17 protein-coding genes are annotated in these 19,244 nt (G+C 52.3%); 7 read left to right on the top strand and 10 right to left on the bottom strand.

Annotated features, from left to right (window positions below):
* Positions 1–898: 898 nt before the first annotated feature.
* Positions 899–1,360, top strand: coding sequence for a pilin (locus ACO0LF_RS14530; RefSeq protein WP_423015074.1), 462 nt, complete (start codon positions 899–901; stop codon positions 1,358–1,360).
* A gap of 243 nt (positions 1,361–1,603) precedes the next feature.
* Here the strand turns inward: ACO0LF_RS14530 and ACO0LF_RS14535 are convergent, their stop codons facing one another.
* Complete coding sequence (locus ACO0LF_RS14535; protein ID WP_423015076.1) at positions 1,604–2,191, bottom strand: metal-dependent hydrolase; 588 nt, start codon at positions 2,189–2,191, stop codon at positions 1,604–1,606.
* 171 nt (positions 2,192–2,362) lie between these two features.
* The gene (locus ACO0LF_RS14540) at positions 2,363–3,145 is read right to left on the bottom strand and encodes a substrate-binding periplasmic protein (protein WP_423015078.1); all 783 of its coding nucleotides are present in this window, start codon (positions 3,143–3,145) and stop codon (positions 2,363–2,365) included.
* 196 nt (positions 3,146–3,341) lie between these two features.
* On the opposite strand from ACO0LF_RS14540, the gene ACO0LF_RS14545 reads away from it, so the two are divergent.
* A complete protein-coding gene (locus ACO0LF_RS14545) occupies positions 3,342–3,476 on the top strand; it encodes a hypothetical protein (RefSeq protein WP_423015080.1) in 135 nt (44 codons plus the stop codon).
* Between the two features lie 35 nt (positions 3,477–3,511).
* Here the strand turns inward: ACO0LF_RS14545 and ACO0LF_RS14550 are convergent, their stop codons facing one another.
* Positions 3,512–5,158: a serine hydrolase gene (locus ACO0LF_RS14550; RefSeq protein ID WP_423015082.1), complete on the bottom strand. Its 1,647-nt coding sequence runs from the start codon at positions 5,156–5,158 to the stop codon at positions 3,512–3,514.
* A gap of 355 nt (positions 5,159–5,513) precedes the next feature.
* Here ACO0LF_RS14550 and ACO0LF_RS14555 point away from each other — a divergent pair, with 355 nt between their 5' ends.
* Positions 5,514–6,710: a DUF6585 family protein gene (locus tag ACO0LF_RS14555; RefSeq protein WP_423015083.1), complete on the top strand. Its 1,197-nt coding sequence runs from the start codon at positions 5,514–5,516 to the stop codon at positions 6,708–6,710.
* Between the two features lie 57 nt (positions 6,711–6,767).
* Here ACO0LF_RS14555 and ACO0LF_RS14560 read toward each other — a convergent pair whose 3' ends face one another.
* The 3 genes from ACO0LF_RS14560 to ACO0LF_RS14570 all read right to left on the bottom strand — a co-directional run bounded on the left by ACO0LF_RS14560 (position 6,768) and on the right by ACO0LF_RS14570 (position 10,246).
* Positions 6,768–7,556, bottom strand: coding sequence for a hypothetical protein (locus ACO0LF_RS14560; RefSeq protein ID WP_423015085.1), 789 nt, complete (start codon positions 7,554–7,556; stop codon positions 6,768–6,770).
* A 230-nt stretch (positions 7,557–7,786) separates the two neighbouring features.
* A complete protein-coding gene (locus ACO0LF_RS14565) occupies positions 7,787–8,380 on the bottom strand; it encodes a hypothetical protein (protein ID WP_423015087.1) in 594 nt (197 codons plus the stop codon).
* Between the two features lie 99 nt (positions 8,381–8,479).
* Entirely contained in the window at positions 8,480–10,246 is a 1,767-nt protein-coding gene (locus tag ACO0LF_RS14570; RefSeq protein ID WP_423015089.1) for a DUF4214 domain-containing protein, read from the bottom strand.
* Positions 10,247–10,725: 479 nt separating this feature from the next.
* Between ACO0LF_RS14570 and ACO0LF_RS14575 the strand changes: the two genes are divergently transcribed.
* Positions 10,726–11,451: a metallophosphoesterase family protein gene (locus ACO0LF_RS14575; protein ID WP_423015091.1), complete on the top strand. Its 726-nt coding sequence runs from the start codon at positions 10,726–10,728 to the stop codon at positions 11,449–11,451.
* Positions 11,452–11,475: 24 nt separating this feature from the next.
* Here ACO0LF_RS14575 and ACO0LF_RS14580 read toward each other — a convergent pair whose 3' ends face one another.
* Both ACO0LF_RS14580 and ACO0LF_RS14585 read right to left on the bottom strand, forming a co-directional pair.
* On the bottom strand, positions 11,476–12,831 hold the full coding sequence (locus tag ACO0LF_RS14580) for an aminopeptidase P N-terminal domain-containing protein (protein WP_423015093.1): 1,356 nt from the start codon (positions 12,829–12,831) through the stop codon (positions 11,476–11,478).
* 17 nt (positions 12,832–12,848) lie between these two features.
* Complete coding sequence (locus tag ACO0LF_RS14585) at positions 12,849–13,766, bottom strand: DMT family transporter (protein WP_423015095.1); 918 nt, start codon at positions 13,764–13,766, stop codon at positions 12,849–12,851.
* 96 nt (positions 13,767–13,862) lie between these two features.
* Here ACO0LF_RS14585 and ACO0LF_RS14590 point away from each other — a divergent pair, with 96 nt between their 5' ends.
* A complete protein-coding gene (locus ACO0LF_RS14590; protein ID WP_423015097.1) occupies positions 13,863–14,729 on the top strand; it encodes a LysR family transcriptional regulator in 867 nt (288 codons plus the stop codon).
* A gap of 215 nt (positions 14,730–14,944) precedes the next feature.
* Here ACO0LF_RS14590 and ACO0LF_RS14595 read toward each other — a convergent pair whose 3' ends face one another.
* Positions 14,945–15,808, bottom strand: a complete 864-nt coding sequence (locus ACO0LF_RS14595) for an MBL fold metallo-hydrolase (RefSeq protein ID WP_423015099.1) — start codon at positions 15,806–15,808, stop codon at positions 14,945–14,947.
* A gap of 135 nt (positions 15,809–15,943) precedes the next feature.
* On the opposite strand from ACO0LF_RS14595, the gene ACO0LF_RS14600 reads away from it, so the two are divergent.
* Positions 15,944–16,846, top strand: coding sequence for a LysR family transcriptional regulator (locus ACO0LF_RS14600; RefSeq protein WP_423015101.1), 903 nt, complete (start codon positions 15,944–15,946; stop codon positions 16,844–16,846).
* Between the two features lie 112 nt (positions 16,847–16,958).
* Here the strand turns inward: ACO0LF_RS14600 and ACO0LF_RS14605 are convergent, their stop codons facing one another.
* Complete coding sequence (locus tag ACO0LF_RS14605) at positions 16,959–18,131, bottom strand: agmatine deiminase family protein (protein ID WP_423015103.1); 1,173 nt, start codon at positions 18,129–18,131, stop codon at positions 16,959–16,961.
* A gap of 164 nt (positions 18,132–18,295) precedes the next feature.
* Here ACO0LF_RS14605 and ACO0LF_RS14610 point away from each other — a divergent pair, with 164 nt between their 5' ends.
* The gene (locus ACO0LF_RS14610; RefSeq protein ID WP_423015105.1) at positions 18,296–19,183 is read left to right on the top strand and encodes a LysR family transcriptional regulator; all 888 of its coding nucleotides are present in this window, start codon (positions 18,296–18,298) and stop codon (positions 19,181–19,183) included.
* Positions 19,184–19,244: the final 61 nt, after the last annotated feature.

Genomic DNA, 19,244 nt, shown 5'->3' on the forward strand with positions numbered 1-19,244 from the left:
AGGTTTGACTGCACATGTTGCACTTGCCAGTTTTTTGTCTCCCGCTGACTGGGTGGTGGTATCCGAGCACGATGATGGAAATGAGCATCATCGGCACTTTGATTAGGAAACTGCAGTTTGTATATATACCGCTCTATGGGCGGACGTGCAATTCCAGTTTTATATTTGGATGATGTTTATGATTTTTACTAAACTACGATCCAGGCAAGTTTGAAAAGCAGACATAAGAAAAGCAGATGAAGATTGCCTGAATTCAGGTCGGCAAATCTGCGTTGCTGTATGGATGAGGCGGGTCAATTTACAGGGTGTACTGTGCGCACCAGTCTCATTATCAAGATTTTTCAAGCAAAGATGGCTTAGAGGCTGTTGCGAAACTAACCTGGCGTTGTTGCGCCGCCTTGTCGTACTAAAGTACTGCCTGCGTCGGCGACGCCTAGCCATCTTAATTTCGCAACAGCCTCTTAGTACATTAAGGCAGGTGTTCGCGTCGAATATCCCTGAGAGTGCTACGGCTATCATTTCTGCACCCACTCAACAAGATAAATAGAATAGCTTGCAAAATATGCAGCAAACTGATTCAAGTTTCAGTACAAATCAACACACTGCTTCAATCAGGCCCAAACTGATTATTTAATCAATATTTGCGAAATATTTTTTCAAAAAATTAACATTCTTTAATGGAAACCTTTATAATTTCACACCGCAAGTGACATATTTTCACAATTGATCTTTGCCAGTCGCCTGCAGTTCCTGATGATTTCTATAGGGAGGTCATTCAAATGCTGTTACTTTTTACTGCCAAATTATCATCTTTGAAATTTAACAAGCTTTTGTTTGACATTTGTAAATAAGATAATATTACTTAAATTATACTTTTAACCTTTTATTCATACTGAAAATGAAATCTTTTCCTAAACGACTGCAACGCGGCTTTACATTGATAGAGTTGATGATTGTTGTCGCAATTATTGGTATCCTGGCAGCGATCGCTATCCCGCAATACTCTGATTACACATCCCGTACCCGTGCTACTGGTGCAAGGGCTGAGATCGAAAGCACTTTGAAAAGCATGGCTTTGTGCGTTCAAGGTGAGAATGGTGTTTGGGATAATTGTGTAACATCAGGTAGCAATGGTGTTCCTGTCGTTGCAATCAGCAAATTCATGGCTACTGCCCCTACACTTGCTGCTGGCGTAGTAAATTTCACTTCTACAGCAACAGTAAGTACTAGCGATACGACACAATTGGCAGGTGTTCTGACTGCTACTACCGTTGTTAACCAAGCTAACATGGGTTGGGATACTACTGGCACTATCTGTAACGGTAATCGCGGCCTGAAAACTGGTGCTGGCGGTTGCTAATTATTGAGTGTCGCTTTATTGAGTGTCGCTTTAAGTGAAAAATGCCCTTTAGTAAAAAGGGCATTTTTTTGCCTGTGCGTTTTTCAGACTTCTTCTACCCTCAATGACCCTCACGTTCCATCCTTGCTGCATGCCTTAGCGCATACAGTCCCTCCCGCACGTAGCATATGACGAAACAGGGTTTCTACTATAGGCAATTACCGTAGACTCTATGAATCTGGGTACACCGGATAGCAATAGCAATCAAGAGGCCAGCATTTTCCCACCTGCCCAGACCAGGCCTGACCACATGGCCAGCACCAGTACAATCTCAGGCAGATAAGTCCTGAGCGTCCAGCGGCGCCACAGCGATAGCATGGCCGCCAGCACGGGTAAAAGCAGGCATGTCTCTATCAGCAAATTGCGCCAGAATGCGTAACTGATCATGCCCGTATGCGAGGCTCCCGGCAAAAATGCCAGCGGCAAGAAAAACTCTGTAGTCACAAACGGCCATAACAGAGGCAGTGCACGGCCTACCAGCATATCAAGTAATAGATGAGAACCGGCGGCCAAAGACAAGACCCAAAACCCGGGCCGGGTACTAGGCGATGGCCAGCAGCGCCTGGCAAATAGATAGGCCAGGCTACTCAGCAGCAGGCAAAAAAAGATTGAATGGGTGAAACGCTGGACATAGCGCAGATGAAAAAACCAGATACCAAAATAATCAAAGTCAGGCGCAATCGCCAGCATGACTGGCAAAGCCATACTGGCATGCAATCGCCCGGCCTGTTGCTCTCTACGGCAAAAATGCAGCGTCAGGCCAGCGGCGACATGGGCCAGCAGTGAAGACATAGATAAACCTGGCCAGATGGCAGCTAGTGAAGATGTGCCAGCTTAGCCCTGGCGTATGAAGCCAGTATGCGTAGTGTGTGAAGCGGGCGAAAAAATTGACCATGGGATTCAACGGGCGCAAAGGATGTAGTCCGGTGAATGCTATATGGTCCAGGCTGGCCGGACAGGCTGTCAATTTCCCATATTGACATATTTCAAGAGCATCTCATCCATTTCCTGCTCGCGCAGTTCGGCCACGGCTTGCCAGATTTTTTTGGCGAGCTCCGCATGTTGTGCCGCAAATTGCTTGCTCAGTACGACGTAATAATCTTTTTTGGTAAATGCTGGCGTCAACTTGATGATGTCGCCAAAGCGCTCTTGCCTGAGCAGCAAATCACCGACTTTTTCCTGGGCGATGACGGCGGCGACACGCCCCAATTGCATTTTCTGGAAATCGTTGGAGGCCGAGGGTGATTCTTCTGCAGCTATCCCCATTTTCTTCAGATCATCAACGATGGAGTAACCCAGCGGCGTACCTATTGCGCCATACAACTGGGTAAACTTTTGTCCATCCCATAGCAAGGGTGAAGCCCGCATTTTATAGATGGCATATGTGCGGGTATCGAAACGCAGGCTGGAATCGACCTGGCCATTGAGCATGGGATAGGCCGCGTAACCTGCTCTTTCCTGGCTATAGCTGGCGACGACGACATCGGTTTTACCATTTTGCAGGGAGTTCAGGCAGCGCTTCCAGGGCATACGGGCCATGCTGACTTTGAGTTCGGGGATTTTTCTTTCCAGTGCCTGGATAAACTCGGGGATAACGCCAGGCTGTGCCAGGATGGCTTCGCTATTTCCGACGATATAGGGAAAGGCGTTTTTGTCTTCATAACAAGCCTGGAGTGGCACGGCAGCGGCATTGGCCGAGAACAGGGCCAGTGAAGACAGCAATACCGTTTTTACTGAAGACAGCATGAATAGCCCTTGGTTGATCCTGCACCTGATCAAAAAACAGGGAAGCAAACTGCGGAATTGCTTCCTGATCTCCCTTCCTACATCAGTTAGTCCAGACTTCCTACATCCTTTTCACCCAGGCTCATCCATCATACGCGTCATGACACAATTTTAGATAGTCACTTCCATACCAACAACACTTTGCATGAGGCAAAAAATGAATACGCTGACAAATACCAGGAAACCGCACCGCCGTCCGCTAAAAAAACTGCCTCCTGGCAGCATCTTCCTGACGCTGGCACTGGCGGTGTTGACGGTGCATTCATTGATGAAATTGCTGGGCTCGCATTGAATTTAACTGGGGCAGATGCAGTATCAGAGCGACCACTAATCCGCATCTCGCGGACCGGGCAGGTCGCGGCCACTCTGGTGCAAAATCACTCCTTTTACCTTGCCATCTGGCTGACGCTGGAAACTCAGTTGCGCGTCCAGGCCCTTATAGAAAAACTCATCGCGTGCCTGGGCAAACACCGGGTTACGCCCCTGAGCCGTGGCTTGCACATATAACTGCCCAGCTTCCACTGTCACCTGCAGCTTGAAGCCTGGTGCCAGGGTATAGCTGCCCGTGTAAGCCTGAAGCTGCTCGGCTGGCATCTGTATTGCCACCCGCTGGACAGGCTCAGGCACAGTAGCACTCATGCGCGGGGCAGGCATGACACGGCCATCCTGATGCAGGCTCAGTGACTGGATTTTGCCTTGTGCATCACGTTCGAAATGCAGGCTGGCGTCGACGATTTTATAAAAAAATTCATCTTTCCTGCGCTGGAAGACCGGTGCTTGTGACTGTCCTGTCACTTGCGCCAGCAAACCCTCGGGCCCGGCGCTGATATTCAGGCTGACACCGGGGGCGAGTTGATAACGCCCTACATATTCCAGCATTGCTTGCGCTGAGAGGCGAGCTTCGCTGGCTTGGCCAGCTTGGCTGACCTCAGTCTCAGGCGCAGCTGGCAACAATGCAGTCATGCCTATATCGTCGACATTCACACTGGCATTGGCCAGCACTACCACACCACGCTGACCATCTGCGCTAAAGCCGACAAAAGAGGCATAGCCGCCTGTCATACCATTGTGCCAGACCAGGGTTTGCCCGCGCACAGCCTGCACATGCCAGGCCAGCCCTATCTGCAAACCCGGCATGCCCGTGGGACGTTGCGGCTGCTGCACCAGTTGCAGGCCTGCTGGCGTACTAAGAGTTGCCCCTTGCATATGCGCCCTGACATAGCGCAGCATGTCTTGCGCATTCGAGCGCACTGCACCAGCCCCCACCAGCGTGGTGAAATCCCAGTTAGCCACTGATTTACCCTTGCCATCATGGCTGGTCGCCAGCCTGGCTTGCATGGCGGTTGTCAGGCTGATGCCAGTATCTGGCATGCCCAGGGGAGTGGTAATGCGTTCTTGCAGCAATTCACTATACAACTTGCCTGCCCGTACCGACAGGGCATGGCCCAGCAAGCCAAAGCCCAGATTTGAGTACTCATACTTGCTGCCTGGGGCACGTGTCAATTGGTAGCTACGCAAGAAATCACGTAAATTATTTTCGGAATAATCGGCATAGGGATTGTCCACCTGCCTGGGCATGAGATTGGCAGGCAGGCGTGGCAAACCCGAGGTCTGGGTCGCCAAATCCAGCAAGCTGATGGCACGACCCTGGTATTGCGGTATCTCATATCCCGGCAGCAGGCTGGCCACTGTATCATCGAGCTTGAGCTGGCCACGCACCTGCATATCCGCCAGCAATAAAGCAGTGAAGGTTTTACTGACAGAGCCGATTTCAAATACCGTGCTGGCATCTGGTAGATGTGCCGCGGTTTTGCCATTCGAGACCAGGCCGTAGCCTTGTACTGTTTGCTCCTGGCCCGTGATACGGGCCAGCACCAGGCCGGGAATAGCGCCACTGCTGACGCGTGCCTGGGCGATTTTGTCTACTCGTGCTGCCACCTCATCTGCGGCCAGCACCGGCTGCAGCAAGCTCATACTTGATGCCAAAATCAGGATAGAAAATACTTTCATTGCAGGCCTTTATCATTTGAAGCGACTGTAAACTGGCTGCTCGCCATGCTGCGTATAAAAGAAGCCAGGAGATTTATTTCATTGGTTTTTATTCATAATCATATTACAACAACCAGTCTTTGATTGCATAACGCCAACATTGTTCCCTGAGAACATGCTGACGATCTGTAGCCAGCGTCAGCGGGGTCCGGCCAACATAAAACACAGGGCATGAGCCCAGATCGCAGGCAGGTTCTGAAGGAAGCAACAGTAAACTTTGAGCTTGAAACCTGGTAATGGCATACTGCGCCCCTTCCCCAGCTTTTGATCAGGACCAGTTTTGAACCAGCGCCTTATTCACCTCTTGTCAGCTTGCCTGTTGGTCTTATGCTGTCTGCTCACGACAAATGCCAACGCCAGCGGGGTGCGGACTCAGCATGAAATTGATTGGGTCGCCGACACCAGGGCGCAAGTCAATGAAGGGGAAGCCTTGTATCTGGGCCGGCATTTGCGCAGCGAGGTATTTTTTCTGCCCTATTACATTGCAGATGAGGGTTATGTCTTGGGTGTCAAAGGCAGCCGTACTGATTATCATCCCTTGCCGCCCGAGCGAGTGGCAGAATTGCAGGCCAGCGGCATGTTGCCAAACCCGCTGCCTGACTATCACCTCAGGCTGATCGACCTGGCCATAGGCAATGCCTTGTGGCTGCCTATACTCGCTGGTTTTTTATATCTCCTGCTAAGGCAGGCACAGGCACTGCATGCACGCAAGCTGCACTGCGCAGTGACATTTTCTGAAGCAGCCATGGGGCCCTGGCTGGCCAGTTATAAAAAGAACTGGGCACTCAGCACCAAGCATCTGCGACTTTTCATGCTGGCTTGCTTGCCGCTGGGCCTGGGCTGGATCATCAATTCGCTGCCCTTACTCCTGATGGGAATGCTGTTGCAGGCCCCCTTCATATTATTGCTGATCAGTCAGTTTGCTTATCGCATTGATTTGTATGAAAAAGGCATGGTGATACTAGGCCCGCTGGAGGCGGGCTTGCTGTATTTCAGTCCGGCTTCAAGCATACGAGAAATCCATACCTGCTATAGCAGTAACAAGACCGACATATTTTCTGGCAGGCTCAATGACAGCGTGATGGTGGAAGACCTGCAAGACGGCAAAAAGATACAGCTCTGCATCCCCAGCAATATCGCCAACATGCAAGATTTGTTGCAGCGTTTGCGTCACTTGCAAGTCAGCTACTTGTTACCGCATTTCATAGCCCAACACCAGCTTGGTGCTACTCTGGATTTTTCTGGCCTGAAGATACGCAAGTCCCAGCTCATGACGACGAAACAAGTCATCAATGCCACCGATATCGACAGCATAGAATTAAAAAACACCTTGCTGGACGTGCTGCTGGTGATACGACAAAAGCAATCAAAAAAAGACTTTTATCGCGTGCGCATGGCTAACACGACTAACTTTCATGTCTTGCTGGCATTGTTGAACCTGTATTTCAAACCAGAGACAAAGCCAGCGGCAAAATAAGCCCCACCCACCTGAACAAATTTGTCCTGCCAGGCCAGGATACGAGGCCTCGCATTTTTAAAAGAATATCGCCTGCCAGCCCGCTGCCGGCATGACCAGATTATTCTTGGCAGCGACAACATCCCTGGTTGTGAATTTGGCGCAATACACCTTGTTTTTCATCATGTCGGTTTCATTACTGGTCGCTGGCAATTGGCTTTCCTCATTGCCTTTGACCAGTACCGTCTGGTCTTGCGTAGGGTAGCAAATGCCTACGCCATGGATGGTGGGCATGAACAGGCGCAGATACCACGGCACCAGTTCTTTGACAGCCAGGCGGGCAGATTCCAGGCTTTCGCTGATGTCTGCATAGTTGAAAACATCTGGTGGTAACTTGGGTAGCAACATGATGTTGGCATCCATGCTGCCTTTTTTCTGGTTGGTGACAAATTCTGCACCCTCGGCATAGGCCACGGGGTCCAGCGGCACCGTGACATCACCCGCAGCGGATATCTCCAGTTTCTTGCGCTTGTCCTTGCTATCGAGATAAATCGCCAGATTGGGGATAACGGCATGCGTCTTGGCCGCCGTGATGCGGATGATGATCTCAACCTTGTCCTTGCTGGCGGCCTTCACTTTGGTAATCATTTCATAGGCAACTTTATACGGCAGAATGGCCGGGTCTCTGATGGCTTTGACTTCCACACTTTGTGGCTCTTCAGTGGCACTGGCACTGGCGGGAACACTCGTTGTACTACCTGATACAGCGCTCTGAGCCTGAGCCGGCCCGGCGGTCAGACTCAGCGATGCCAGCATGCATCCCAGCACGGCGGCATATCTGACAGGAGTGGAAACAACAGCATGCATACATATCCTTGTTGGGTGATCTTGCCGGACAAGGATGCTCCCTGTCGGTCTGTCCAGGCTGGCAAGCAAGTGCTATCTTTGCACGATCAGGCCTGCAGTCTTGATCCCAGTGTCCTCATTTTCAGCACAAGGTGCTATATTTTTGAGCAAGGTAGCGGATATCTGCACGCAAGGTATCGCTTAACAGGACTTATTATCGATCCCAGGCAAACAAGTCAGGGCTTGCAGTATTACTTTACCTCGATCGCTTCCACCCGTATGACTTCGCAAGCACCTGCCCCGGTATCATCGCGGGTCAGCGAAGAACGCCAGTGCCAGCCGTCGGCTGCCCTGGCTTCTATTAATTGGCCGCGTATCTTGACGACCTGCCCTACCCTTACATCACGCATGATTTTTTCCAGCGCGGGCGTGGTGGGGATCAAATGCATATTGGCACTGTGGGTAGCAATTTCTGATGGTGGTCGCGGTGGTTCTTTTTCCCAGCGATAAAAATAGAAACGGTTGCTCTGCCCTATGGAAAGCTGCTCGATGACCGCCGTGTCCGACATAGAACCCCAGCCCAGCGCCAGATCAACAGGAGCCAGTTGGGCTTCGCGGTCAGAAGAATAAGTTTGCTTGGATAAGACCCGCGCTTCTATCGTGAAATCTGCCAGCGCAGTCAGCTTGTAATTATTTTGCTCATACACCGTGCCATTGCTGAGCATGGTTTGCACCGGTTCATTCGGTGCGATGCTGCCAGGCGGCACTGGCAGCGGACGATTACGCCAGTGTTGTACTGCGAAGATGAGAACGATTGCAACGAATAGCCAACGCCATGAAAACATGTTTGTACCCCGTACCATGAATCTGCAATGACTTGCAGAAAAACAATATCATAGGTCAATTTGTACGGGGTGTAAGCTCTTTATTGCGAGGGGTCCAGACTAAGAAATCTCAAACAGGGGGACATTGGCCGTATTGAACCTGTCATTGAAAATGCCTATCAGGGCAATATCTCCCGCTTGCAAACCTGTCGTGGTTGCATGGCTATACGCATACAGATAAGCGACATTATTATCATAGGCCCAGATATAACCACTGCCGGTATTACCGCTTTGTTCTGCCAGCAGAGGAGCACCCAGGTTGGCCAGCAAGGCGGAGCCATCCAGCACATTGGCCAGCACAGCCTTGTCACCAGCGATGTCAAAGCGTATCACGGCTACATCGGCATTTTTTTGCAAGATAAGGTTAACGCCACCCAGGATTTCTTGCACCTGGGCTTTGCCAGCTATGCCCACGGCGCTGGTCTGGTCAGCATCCAGACGCACATGCAAGACACCCGGGGCCAGCCATGAGTTCACAGTATCGCGGTCTGCCGCGGTGTTGATACCTGGTGTGGAGGCATCATCGGCAAAACTGATTTCCACGGTCTTCAAGCCTGAACCTGGGCTGAAGACACCAAAGACATTGATATTATCTATCCCTTTACCGCCGCGAACAAACAAGCTCCCCTCTACATTCGCAGAGGAATAGAGAAAATCATCACCATCACCCGCATCGACCCGGCTAGTGTTGACGGTCAAATCCCTGAGCGTGATGACATCATTGCCGCTACCGGCAAAAATATCGCCAGCCCATGTATAAATATAATCGTTGCCCGCACCGCCATAGATGACATCGCGCGATTCGCCGCCATAGATAGTGTCATTGCCAGCACCACCAATGATGGTGTCTGACGCTGCCGAGCCCAACACCACAGTATCATTGGCAGTTAATTGCTCGATGTAGGATGGGTTCTGCAGGATTATCGTTTTCAGGCCGGGATTATTGACCTGGTACAAACCGGATGTGCCGCCTGTCAGCACCAAAATCTCAATATTGCCAGCCGTATCTATCGTGCTCAGGCTCTTGCTGCTGATACTGTCACTGATGCTGAGTTTATCTGCACTACCCGCCCCGAGATCAATACGACCACCGGTCAGCATGCTGGTATTGACCGTCAACATATCACTGCCAGCGCTGGCAAACAGTCCATTTGCATTGTAGATGCCCTTGCCTGTGCCGGTATCAAAACCGGCTGAGATAACGCTGAGCACATTGCCCCCAGTGACGGTGGTCAGAGCTGTGCTCATCTCCTGGGCAAAATCCGGCAGGGAGGGGAATGGCTTATGGTCCAGGGCTCCCGAGAAAATATTGCTCACATTATTCAGGGAAGAAAAAATATTGACTGCATCTGCATCAATATTTTTGAGCCAGCTTTTGACTGCATCCACGCTATACGCACGCGAGTAGGCAATAATCGAATCCGCCGTATCGAGCCTGGAGGTAAATACGCTGGCAGCCGCCACTTTATTCAAGAGTGCCTGTTGATCCATGCTCGCTGCGGCGGGCCCGCTCATGATAGCCAATGCAGCTTGCCCCATGGATATGGCGCCGCTCTCCAGCTGTCCTGCCCAATATTTCATGCCCGCTACATCAGCGCTATGCCCAAACAAATTCTGGTAGAGAGCGTTAATGATTTCAGGAGTGGTCTTGTTCAGATAGACAGCTTTATATTCTTGCTGCTCACTGAAAGACTTGGCAATATCCAGTATGTTGATTTGTTTGCTTGCCAGGCGATTCTCCCAATAGTCCAGGCCTGCAGGGTCTGCGGGCCGGCCAAAATAGGCGATATAAAGTTGCTGTAATACTGTAGTGTAAGTACTCATCATCAACCTTAGCAATTTGGAACGCAAAATATATCAGCGATGTATAAAAAAACAAGTGATATTTGTGTGACATAAAACCAGGCGTGCCAGATTGCTTATTTCACAAAATCTCAAACAGCGGCACTCTGGCTGCATTGAACCAGTCATTGAAATGCCTGTCAGGACGATATCAGGGCAATGTCTGTCGCTTGCAAACCTGTTGTGCTTGCGTGACTATACGCATACAGCTACGCAAGATTATTGCCATAGGCCCAGATATAAGTACAACTGGTATTACCACCTGGTCTGCACCACCTGTCCAATACTTCAAGCCTGCAGCATGGGTAGTGTGGGCAGTATGGGCAAACAGTTTTGATACAATGCATAGACAAGGTTGGGCCTGGTCTTGATCAAGACTTTAATTTGGACATCTGATTTGGACATTTGAATACATCAACAACTTGCAGAACTACAACTAGCATTTATATAAACTGAAGCCCAGCATGCCAGACATCTTTTTTTGCGGCGACACCCATGGCAACTTCCAGCACGTGATTGATGCGGTCCTGGAAAAGCGCCCGGCTGCCATCGTTTTTCTGGGGGATGTGCAAGCCAGGCAGCCGCTGGAAGTGGAATTGGCCACCATCCTGGACTTGACCGAGGTCTGGTATATCCATGGCAACCACGACACCGACACCGATGCTGACTACGACCATCTGTTTGGCTCTGCCCTCGCCCATCGCAACCTGCATGGGCGCGTGGTCGACATCGCGGGGTATAAGATTGCAGGCCTGGGTGGCGTGTTCCGTGGCCATATCTGGATACCGCCAGGGCCAAAGAATTTTCATACCCCCAGGGAATACACCGCCAAAGCCGGTAAAGAAAACCGCTGGCGCGCAGGCTTGCCGCGCAAGCATTACAGCTCCATCTTCCCGACTGACTACAATTACCTGGCCAGCCAGCGCGCCGACATCCTGGTCACCCACGAAGCACCCAGTGCCCATCCCCATGGTTTTGCCGCCATAGATGAACTGGCCCAGCGCATGCGCGTGAGCCGCAGTTTCCATGGCCACCACCATGACCGCATCGACTACAGCAAGCAGCACGAACGCCTGGGCTTTAGCGCCTATGGGGTAGGTTTATGCGGCATCAGCGATCTCGATGGCAATGTTGTCGTGGCGGGCAAGCATGATCATGAAGTGCCCTGGGCGACGCTGCACCGGCGCTGAACAACACTGCGCTGCGCAGGAAGCCTACATCTTCCTGTTAGCCATCAAGGCTTCTATCTCTACCACCGTCTTGGGCACGGCATGGCTCAACACTTCGCAAGCGTCCTCAGTGACCAGCACATCGTCTTCTATGCGTATGCCTGTGTTCCAGTATTGTTCAGGCACGCCAGGTGCAGGCAGTATGTAGATGCCGGGTTCTATGGTCAGACACATGCCGGGGCGCAAAATGCGCCAGGGGTTTTCTTTGGCATCTGCGGGTTCCTGGTAAGCACCGACATCATGCACATCCATGCCCAGCCAGTGGCTGGTGCGGCACATGAAAAATTGCCGATAACTGCCGTTGCTGATTACATTGTCAACACTGCCGCATTGCTCACTATCCAGCAGACCACAATCAAGCATGCCTTGTGCCAGCACCCTGATGGCTGCCTGATGCGGGTCCATGAATCTTGCCCCTGGGCGCACTGCTGCAATGGCGGCCATTTGCGCCGCCAGCACAATCTCATACAAAGTCTTTTGCACCGCGCTGAACTTGCCACTGACCGGATAAGTACGGCTAATATCAGAGGCATAGCCCTGGTATTCACAACCCGCATCAATGAGCAGCAACTCACCCGCCTTGATGACGGTGGCACCGGGATTGTGATGCAATACACAGGCATTGGCACCACTGGCAACGATGGCCGGGTAGGCTGGCGCTGCTGCCCCCTGGCGATGGAACTCATGCAGCAATTCAGCCTCCAGCTGGTATTCAGTCTGGCCAGGCCGGGTAAATTGCATGGCGCGTGCATGGGCCACTGCCGATATGCTGGCCGCCTTGCGCATGACAGCAATTTCAGTCTCGTCTTTGATGAGGCGCATCTCATCCAGGATCGCATGCACATCGTGGGTGACGGCTGGCAGGCGTATGCCATTGCGTGCTTGCTGGCGCAGCTTGTGTAACCAGCTTTGCAAGCCCGCATCCAGCCTGGCATTGCTGCCTTGCGCATGATACAAAGCAGGTGCATTCGCCAGCAAACCTGGCATCTGCTCATCCAGAGCAGTCGCAACATAAGCCGCATCAAAACCAAAATGTTCACGCGCCCCTGCGGGGCCATGGCGAAAACCATGCCAGATTGCATGCTCAGGGTCTTGCTCAAGACAAAACAAGATGGACTCACTTTGCGCCCCTGCCACGAGCACGATCACAGCATTGGGCTCACTGAAACCGGACAGATAATAAAAATAACTGTCGTGCCTATAGGGATATTCCACATCGCGGTTACGCATGACTACTGCGGCATTGGCAATGATGGCGACACCACCGCCCAGGGCACGCATATGCGCCATGAGCCTGGCTCTTCTATTCGCGTAAATGTGTGTGGCTACGAGTTCTGACATACTACATCCTCCAGGTTTTACAGCAGGCTGGCTGCATGTTTTTTTGGACGCCAGGTCCAGTTCAGGTTGACGCCCAGGCTGGCCAGCACGATCAGGATCAGCCCCAGTATTTGCACCTGGCTGATGCGCTGGCCATACACCAGATAATCCACCCCAACTGCCGTCGCCGGGTAGATAAAAGTCAGCACGGCAATTGCCGTCGTGGGCATCCTGGGTAAAGCGCCATAGATCAGCACATAGGCCAGCGCCGTGGGCAGCAAACCCAGGCCAGCCAGCCATGCCCATTGCTGTATCTGTATGCCACCGGCAGGCAAGGTGATGAAGCCCACCAGCAAGATCAAACCGACCAGGCAGTGGATCAATGCAATCAAATGCGGCGGCATATTGCGCATGACGCGGGTGCTCAGGGTGACACCAGCATAGGCGCAAGCGCCTGTCAGTGTCAGCAACAAGCCCCCCAGGTATTGCCCGCTAATCTGCATGTCACCTGCCTGCAAGCCACAAGCCAGCACCAGCCCGGCAAAGCCCAGACATACCCAGGCCAGTTTATTGGCAGCGATTTTTTCACGGAACAATACCGCCCCCAGCAGCAGGACGATAAACGGCTGTACATGGAAAACGATGGTGGTGACAGAAATACCGATACGCTGTATGGCGGCAAAAAATGTAACCCAGTTCAGCACCATGAGCACACCGCCAAACATCGCCATCCCAATATTCTTGCGAGAGAAATTGCTGGCGACAAACATCCCCTTGCCAGCACAATACAAGGCCAGCGCGATGGCCGCAAACAGGCAGCGGAAGAATACTGTGGTCACCGCATCGAGGCCAGCTTCATGAATAAATATGCCTAGCGTTGCCAGCATCAGCATGGCGGCGATGTAAGCCAGAGTGGCGTGGCGCTTATATGGAATAGTGACTGGTGATGCAGACATGCTTTGCTCCCTGCTAGGCTATTGCGCTATCATGGGTTTTGTTGATGCATCAGGCAAGCTGATTAAACTGAAGTTATACATTCGAAAAACTGAATCATGAAAAGCCCGGAATTAAACCTCAGCCAATTACGCACCTTTGTCGTGGCGGCAGAACGCCTGAGCTTTATCAACGCCGCTGAAGCCGTGCACAGGTCACAGGCAGCCGTCAGTATGCAGATCAGCAAACTCGAAACCAGCCTGGGCCAGCCCCTGTTTGAACGGCATACCCGGCGCATCGCCCTGACGCTGGCGGGTGAAACCCTGTTGCCGTATGCACGCCAGTTATTGCAGACCGAGCAGGCGGCAATGAATGCATTACGCACGCAACAAGTGGTGGGCAAGGTGGTGCTGGGTTCGCCCGACGATTATGTGTCCTCGCTATTGCCTGCTGTGCTGGAGAGGTTTTCCAGGAGATTCACTGGCGTAGAAATAGAGCTGGTGTGCCTGCAAAGCCTGTTGCTCAGGCCCTTGCTGAAGAAAGGTGCCATCGACCTAGCCTTCGTCACCCGCGATGAAGGCCTCGATGGTGCCTTCATACGCCGCGAACCCATGGTCTGGGTAGGTGCAGAAAAACATGCAGTGTGGAAAAAAAACCCGCTGCCAGTCGCCCTGTACGACAAGGGCTGCGTCGCCCGCGCCCATACCCTCGCGGCACTGGAAAAAAGCGGCCTGCCATATCACTCCACCTACAGCAGCCCCAGCCTGCTGGGCATACTAGCCATGGTAGAAGCAGGCCTGGCAATCGCCGCCCTGGCCGAATGCAGCGTGCCCGCACATCTGGTGCGCCTGGGCAAAGCAGAAGGGCTGAAACCGATAGCGCCGCTGGACATCGTGCTCATCAAGGGCAGGAAGAATAATTCACCTGCGGCGGAGTGTCTGGCGAATGAGATTATGCAGGTATTGAGTGAGCGGCGTGGGGGGTAGTTCAGAGCAAAATAAAGCTATAGCCAAGGACTGTTCTATATTGCGTACCGATTAGTGAACCACGAACGCCGCTGGGCTCCTGCCTGCGCAGGAGCGACGGATTTGAGGTTGTCAGTAAAGTCCCATTATTGTTTGTTCGAGATGAGTATGCTGCGCAATATGATTACCCTAAAAATTCATCAAAACACTGAATACTAATTAAACATAAAAAAACCTCACCACTTCATCTCCCCCTTATTCACCTTCGCACCAATATCCAGAGACAAACCAGGTGGCGCATCAGGATAAGCTTTTTTCATGGCATCAATAAGCTCTGCGCCTGTCTTGGTCGCCGCAGCATTTTTCTCAAATGACAGCAAATAGCCCCGGGTATAAGTGATGGCGCTGATGTCAACAGCTGTGCCAGACTTCATGTGGCCAGGCACGACGATTTTTGGTTGCAGGGCTGCCATTTCATCGAGTTGTGCGACCCAGGCGGCACGTTCTGCCGTGGTCTGAGTGTCTGCTGTCCATACATGCAAGTTACCAAACACGCCTATGTTGCCGACGATGGCTTTGATGGAAGGTATCCAGAAGTAAGGGCGGTGTGCCAGCAAACCCTGGTTGCCGCGGAGCTCGACCACTTCACCATCGACGGTCAGGCTATTGCCACTCAAAGCTTTTGGCAGAATAGGTGTGCGTGGTGCATTCGCACCCATTTTTGCCCCCCAGAAAGCAAGCTTGCCTGCGACTTTGGCAGTGAGTTTTTCCAGCACGGCTGGGGTGGCAACAACATCGGCTTGCGGGAAGATTTCTTTGAGGGTTTCTACACCGAAGTAATAATCAGGATCAGCCTGGCTGACGAGTATGGTTTTGAGTTGCTTGCCACTGTCGAGCACATTGGCGGCGATGCGCAAGGCATCAGCGCGGGTGAAACCGGCATCGATGACCATGGCTTCTTTTTCACCATAGACCAGGGTGGAATTGACGTTAAAGCTATTGCCGTCAGCGTTATAGACTTTGACTTGCAAGGGTGTAGCTGCCTGGGCAGAAGCAAAAGTGAGGGCGAGGGTAGCAGCTAAGATGGTCGTGTGCAGCATGGTGGGCTCCAGTTTTATAACAGTTGATGAACCTTCAGCGATTCAGTGCTTGCAGTGTAATTTCAATTTTTAGTCAGATAAATTGGGTAAAATGCACATAACTGTTTCAAAATTCGAGCAAATGACAGGTGGATCATGGACAGACTGACAGCAATGCGGGTGTTTTGCGAGGTAGCGACCAGTGGCAGCTTTAGTGCAAGCGCTGACAAGCTGGACATGTCGCGTGCCATGGTGACGCGTTATGTGAGCGAGCTGGAAAGCTGGCTGAATGCCCGCCTGCTGCAAAGAACCACGCGCAGCGTGACGCTGACCGATGCCGGTGAACAATGCCTGCGCCGCAGCCAGCAAATGCTGGCATTGATGGAGAATATAGAAGAAGAAACCCGCAGCGATGATGCAGAATTGCGCGGGCAATTGCGCCTGACTTGCAGTACCTCATTTGCCTTTGGTCATCTGGCGCGTGTCATCAGCAAGTTCCTCGCGCAACATCCCTTGCTGAAAATAGACCTGCATGTCGGTGATGGCACGGTCAACCTGGTCGAAGCGCGCATAGACCTGGCGATACGTATCAGCAGCGAACCTGACCCGCTGTTGATAGCGCGGCCACTGGCGATTTGTGAGTCTGTCCTGGTGGCTGCACCGGCCTATGTGCGACAGGCGGGCTTGCCAGCGCATCCACAAGACTTGCCTGCTCATCGCTGTTTAAGCCATGCCAATTATGGCCGCAATACGTGGCGCTTTGTGCGTAGAGATGCGCGCGGGGATGAGCATGTGCAAACTGATATCGCCAGCCACTTCAGTGCCAATGATGCGACTGTATTATTGCAGGCCGTGTTGGCTGGCTCCGGCATCACCCTGCTGCCGACTTACCTGATGGCTGACCACCTCGACAAGGGTGATTTGCAAATCATCTTGCCGGAATGGGCAGCACCGCCTATGACTATCTATGCGCTCTTCCCTTCACGTCGCCACTTGTCGCCAGCAGTGCGTGCCTTGCTGGATTTTTTGGTGGAAGAGTTTGCCAGCCAGCCCTGGTAATTTGATTACTTACGTAGGAGCGGCTTCAGCCGCGAATGGTCAACAATAGTCCGCGACCATTCGCGGCTGAAGCCGCTCCTACATGCCCGTGCACGATTCTACAAGTCCGTGACTATGCCAGCGGTTCTTGCTGCGTCGTGCAATGTATGCCGCCACCGCCTGCTGCTATTGGATCTATGTTCAACTGCACGATACGCCTGCCCGGATACAGGTCAGCCAGTTGTTTTTTTGCGTAGCTGTCTGCTTCTGCATCACCAAACTCTGGCAGGATGACGGCGCCATTGCAGACATAGAAATTAATATAGCCTGCCGCAAAATTCTTGTTTTCAAATTCTGGACGCACTGATCTCGGCACGGGGATAGGGACAACCTGCAAGGCCTGTCCCTGTGCATCACGGCTATTGCGCAAGATGTCGAGATGGCGTTTGGTGACCTGGTATTCTGGCGACGAAGTATCATCATCCAGATTGGCCACTACCACGCCGGGCCGCACAAAGCGCGCATAAAAGTCAGTGTGACCATCGGTGATATCGGCCCCGGCGATGCCAGGCAGCCAGATGACTTTTTTGATGCCGAGTACCCGCAAAAGTTCTTTTTCACATTCTGCTTTTGTCACACCCGGATTGCGGTTGGCATTGAGCACGCAACTCTCAGTGATGATGGCCGTGCCCTTGCCATCGACCTCTATGCCGCCTCCTTCCAGCGTCAGGCTGCTTTGGATGTAGCTGCTGGAGGTCTGCCTGGCCATGGCGGCAGCCACCTGGCGGTCCAGTGCATAAGCCTGTTTTTTGCCCCAGCCATTAAAATTAAAACCCACCCCGGCTTTGGCCCGCTTGCTACCGAGTACAAACACAGCGCCGGTATCACGTAACCACAGGTCATCGATTTCTTGCACGATGAGTTTGATGCGCGGGTCACATTTTTGTTTTGCCAGGGCCAGGTCTTGCTGGCGCACCAGCATATTCACAGGTTCAAAGGCGACAATCGCATTGGCGATGCCTGCCAGGCTGTCACGTACAGGATTAAGCAGGCGGCGGCCCCAGATGGCTTCTGATGCACCAAAGGCCATCCAGGTTGCTGCATGTGGATCAGCTTCATCCGGCATGCGCCAGGCTTCCGCCGTCTGACTTGGTACGCTATTGTTGCCGCCCGTGGGGCTCACAGGCGTATTGGCAACTTCTGAACTGGCTTCGCCACCGCAGGCATACAGCAAGCCAGGGGCAAGCACGATGGCACTGGTGTGTAGGGTCTTGGTCAAAAAATTTCTGCGTTTGGTATTCATCATTTTCTCTGGCTTTCTCATGTTAGCGTCAAGCAGACTGGAAAATACCTGCATTAAAAGCAAGATATCTCAGTGATCTGGGCATGTACAGAATTGTCCTTGACTTTAATCATGATAAAAAGCGATATTATTTGCTCTTATTAATCAAGTTTTCTCATATCTCATCCATGTCAAAACAAAAACTTCCTTCACAGACTTTGCTGGCGGGTTTTGAAGCAGCAGCCCGGCATGGCAATTTTTCAAGAGCGGCAGATGAGTTACACCTTAGCCAATCGGCCATCAGCCATCAAGTACAACAACTGGAAGAACAACTGAAACAGCCGCTGTTCCGCCGCGTAGGCCGTGGGGTGGAATTGAATGTCGCCGGAGAAGTTCTGCTAAAAAGCGTACAGCGCGCGATGACCGTACTAAAAGCCGGGCTGGGGCAGATTGCCACTTATCTCGACCCTGGCCTGGTCGTCGTGACCTGCCCTGCCCACATCGCGCATGGCTGGCTGCAACCCCGCCTGGCCAGTCTGCAAGAGCAGTTGCCTGATCTATGTCTCATGCTCTCCACCGATATGACAGCGCGCTTTGTCGATGAAGTGGATGTCGATATCAGCATCAGTGACCGGCCCTTGCTGCAAGAAGGCTTGACTGAGTTGCCGTGGCTGCAGGATAGCTGGGTAGTGCTTGCCAATAAATCGCTGGCCGATCACATCAATGCATTGCCCGCCAGCGAGCATCACTTGCATACGGGTTTGCTATGCCTGGAACAAAGCCTGAGCAATGAAAAAACTGCGCCGCTATTCTTGCAGGAGCTGGTGCATTTCCGCAAGCTTGCCTTGTTTGATGATGCGCGTCTCTTGCTCGATGCGCTGCAACGGGGGCGTGGTATTGCCTGCCTGTCAAGCCTGCTGGCAAATGAAGCCCTGCAGGATGGCCGCCTGTGCATGCTGGACGGCTACCCGCAAACCGCGGGGCAAACCTGGTACTTGTCTGCCATGGTGACAGCACCCAGGGCCGACATCGTCAAACAAGTGTTTGACTGGTTGCAGGCTGAAGCAAAAAAATAACTCCGATATTAATGGGGGGTGGAGGTGGAGGTGGAGATGCAGGCACAGGAATTATCCTGCA

It is taken from the genome of Undibacterium sp. Di27W (genome assembly GCF_049340345.1).
In the GTDB taxonomy this organism is placed as follows: Bacteria; Pseudomonadota; Gammaproteobacteria; order Burkholderiales; family Burkholderiaceae_D; genus Undibacterium.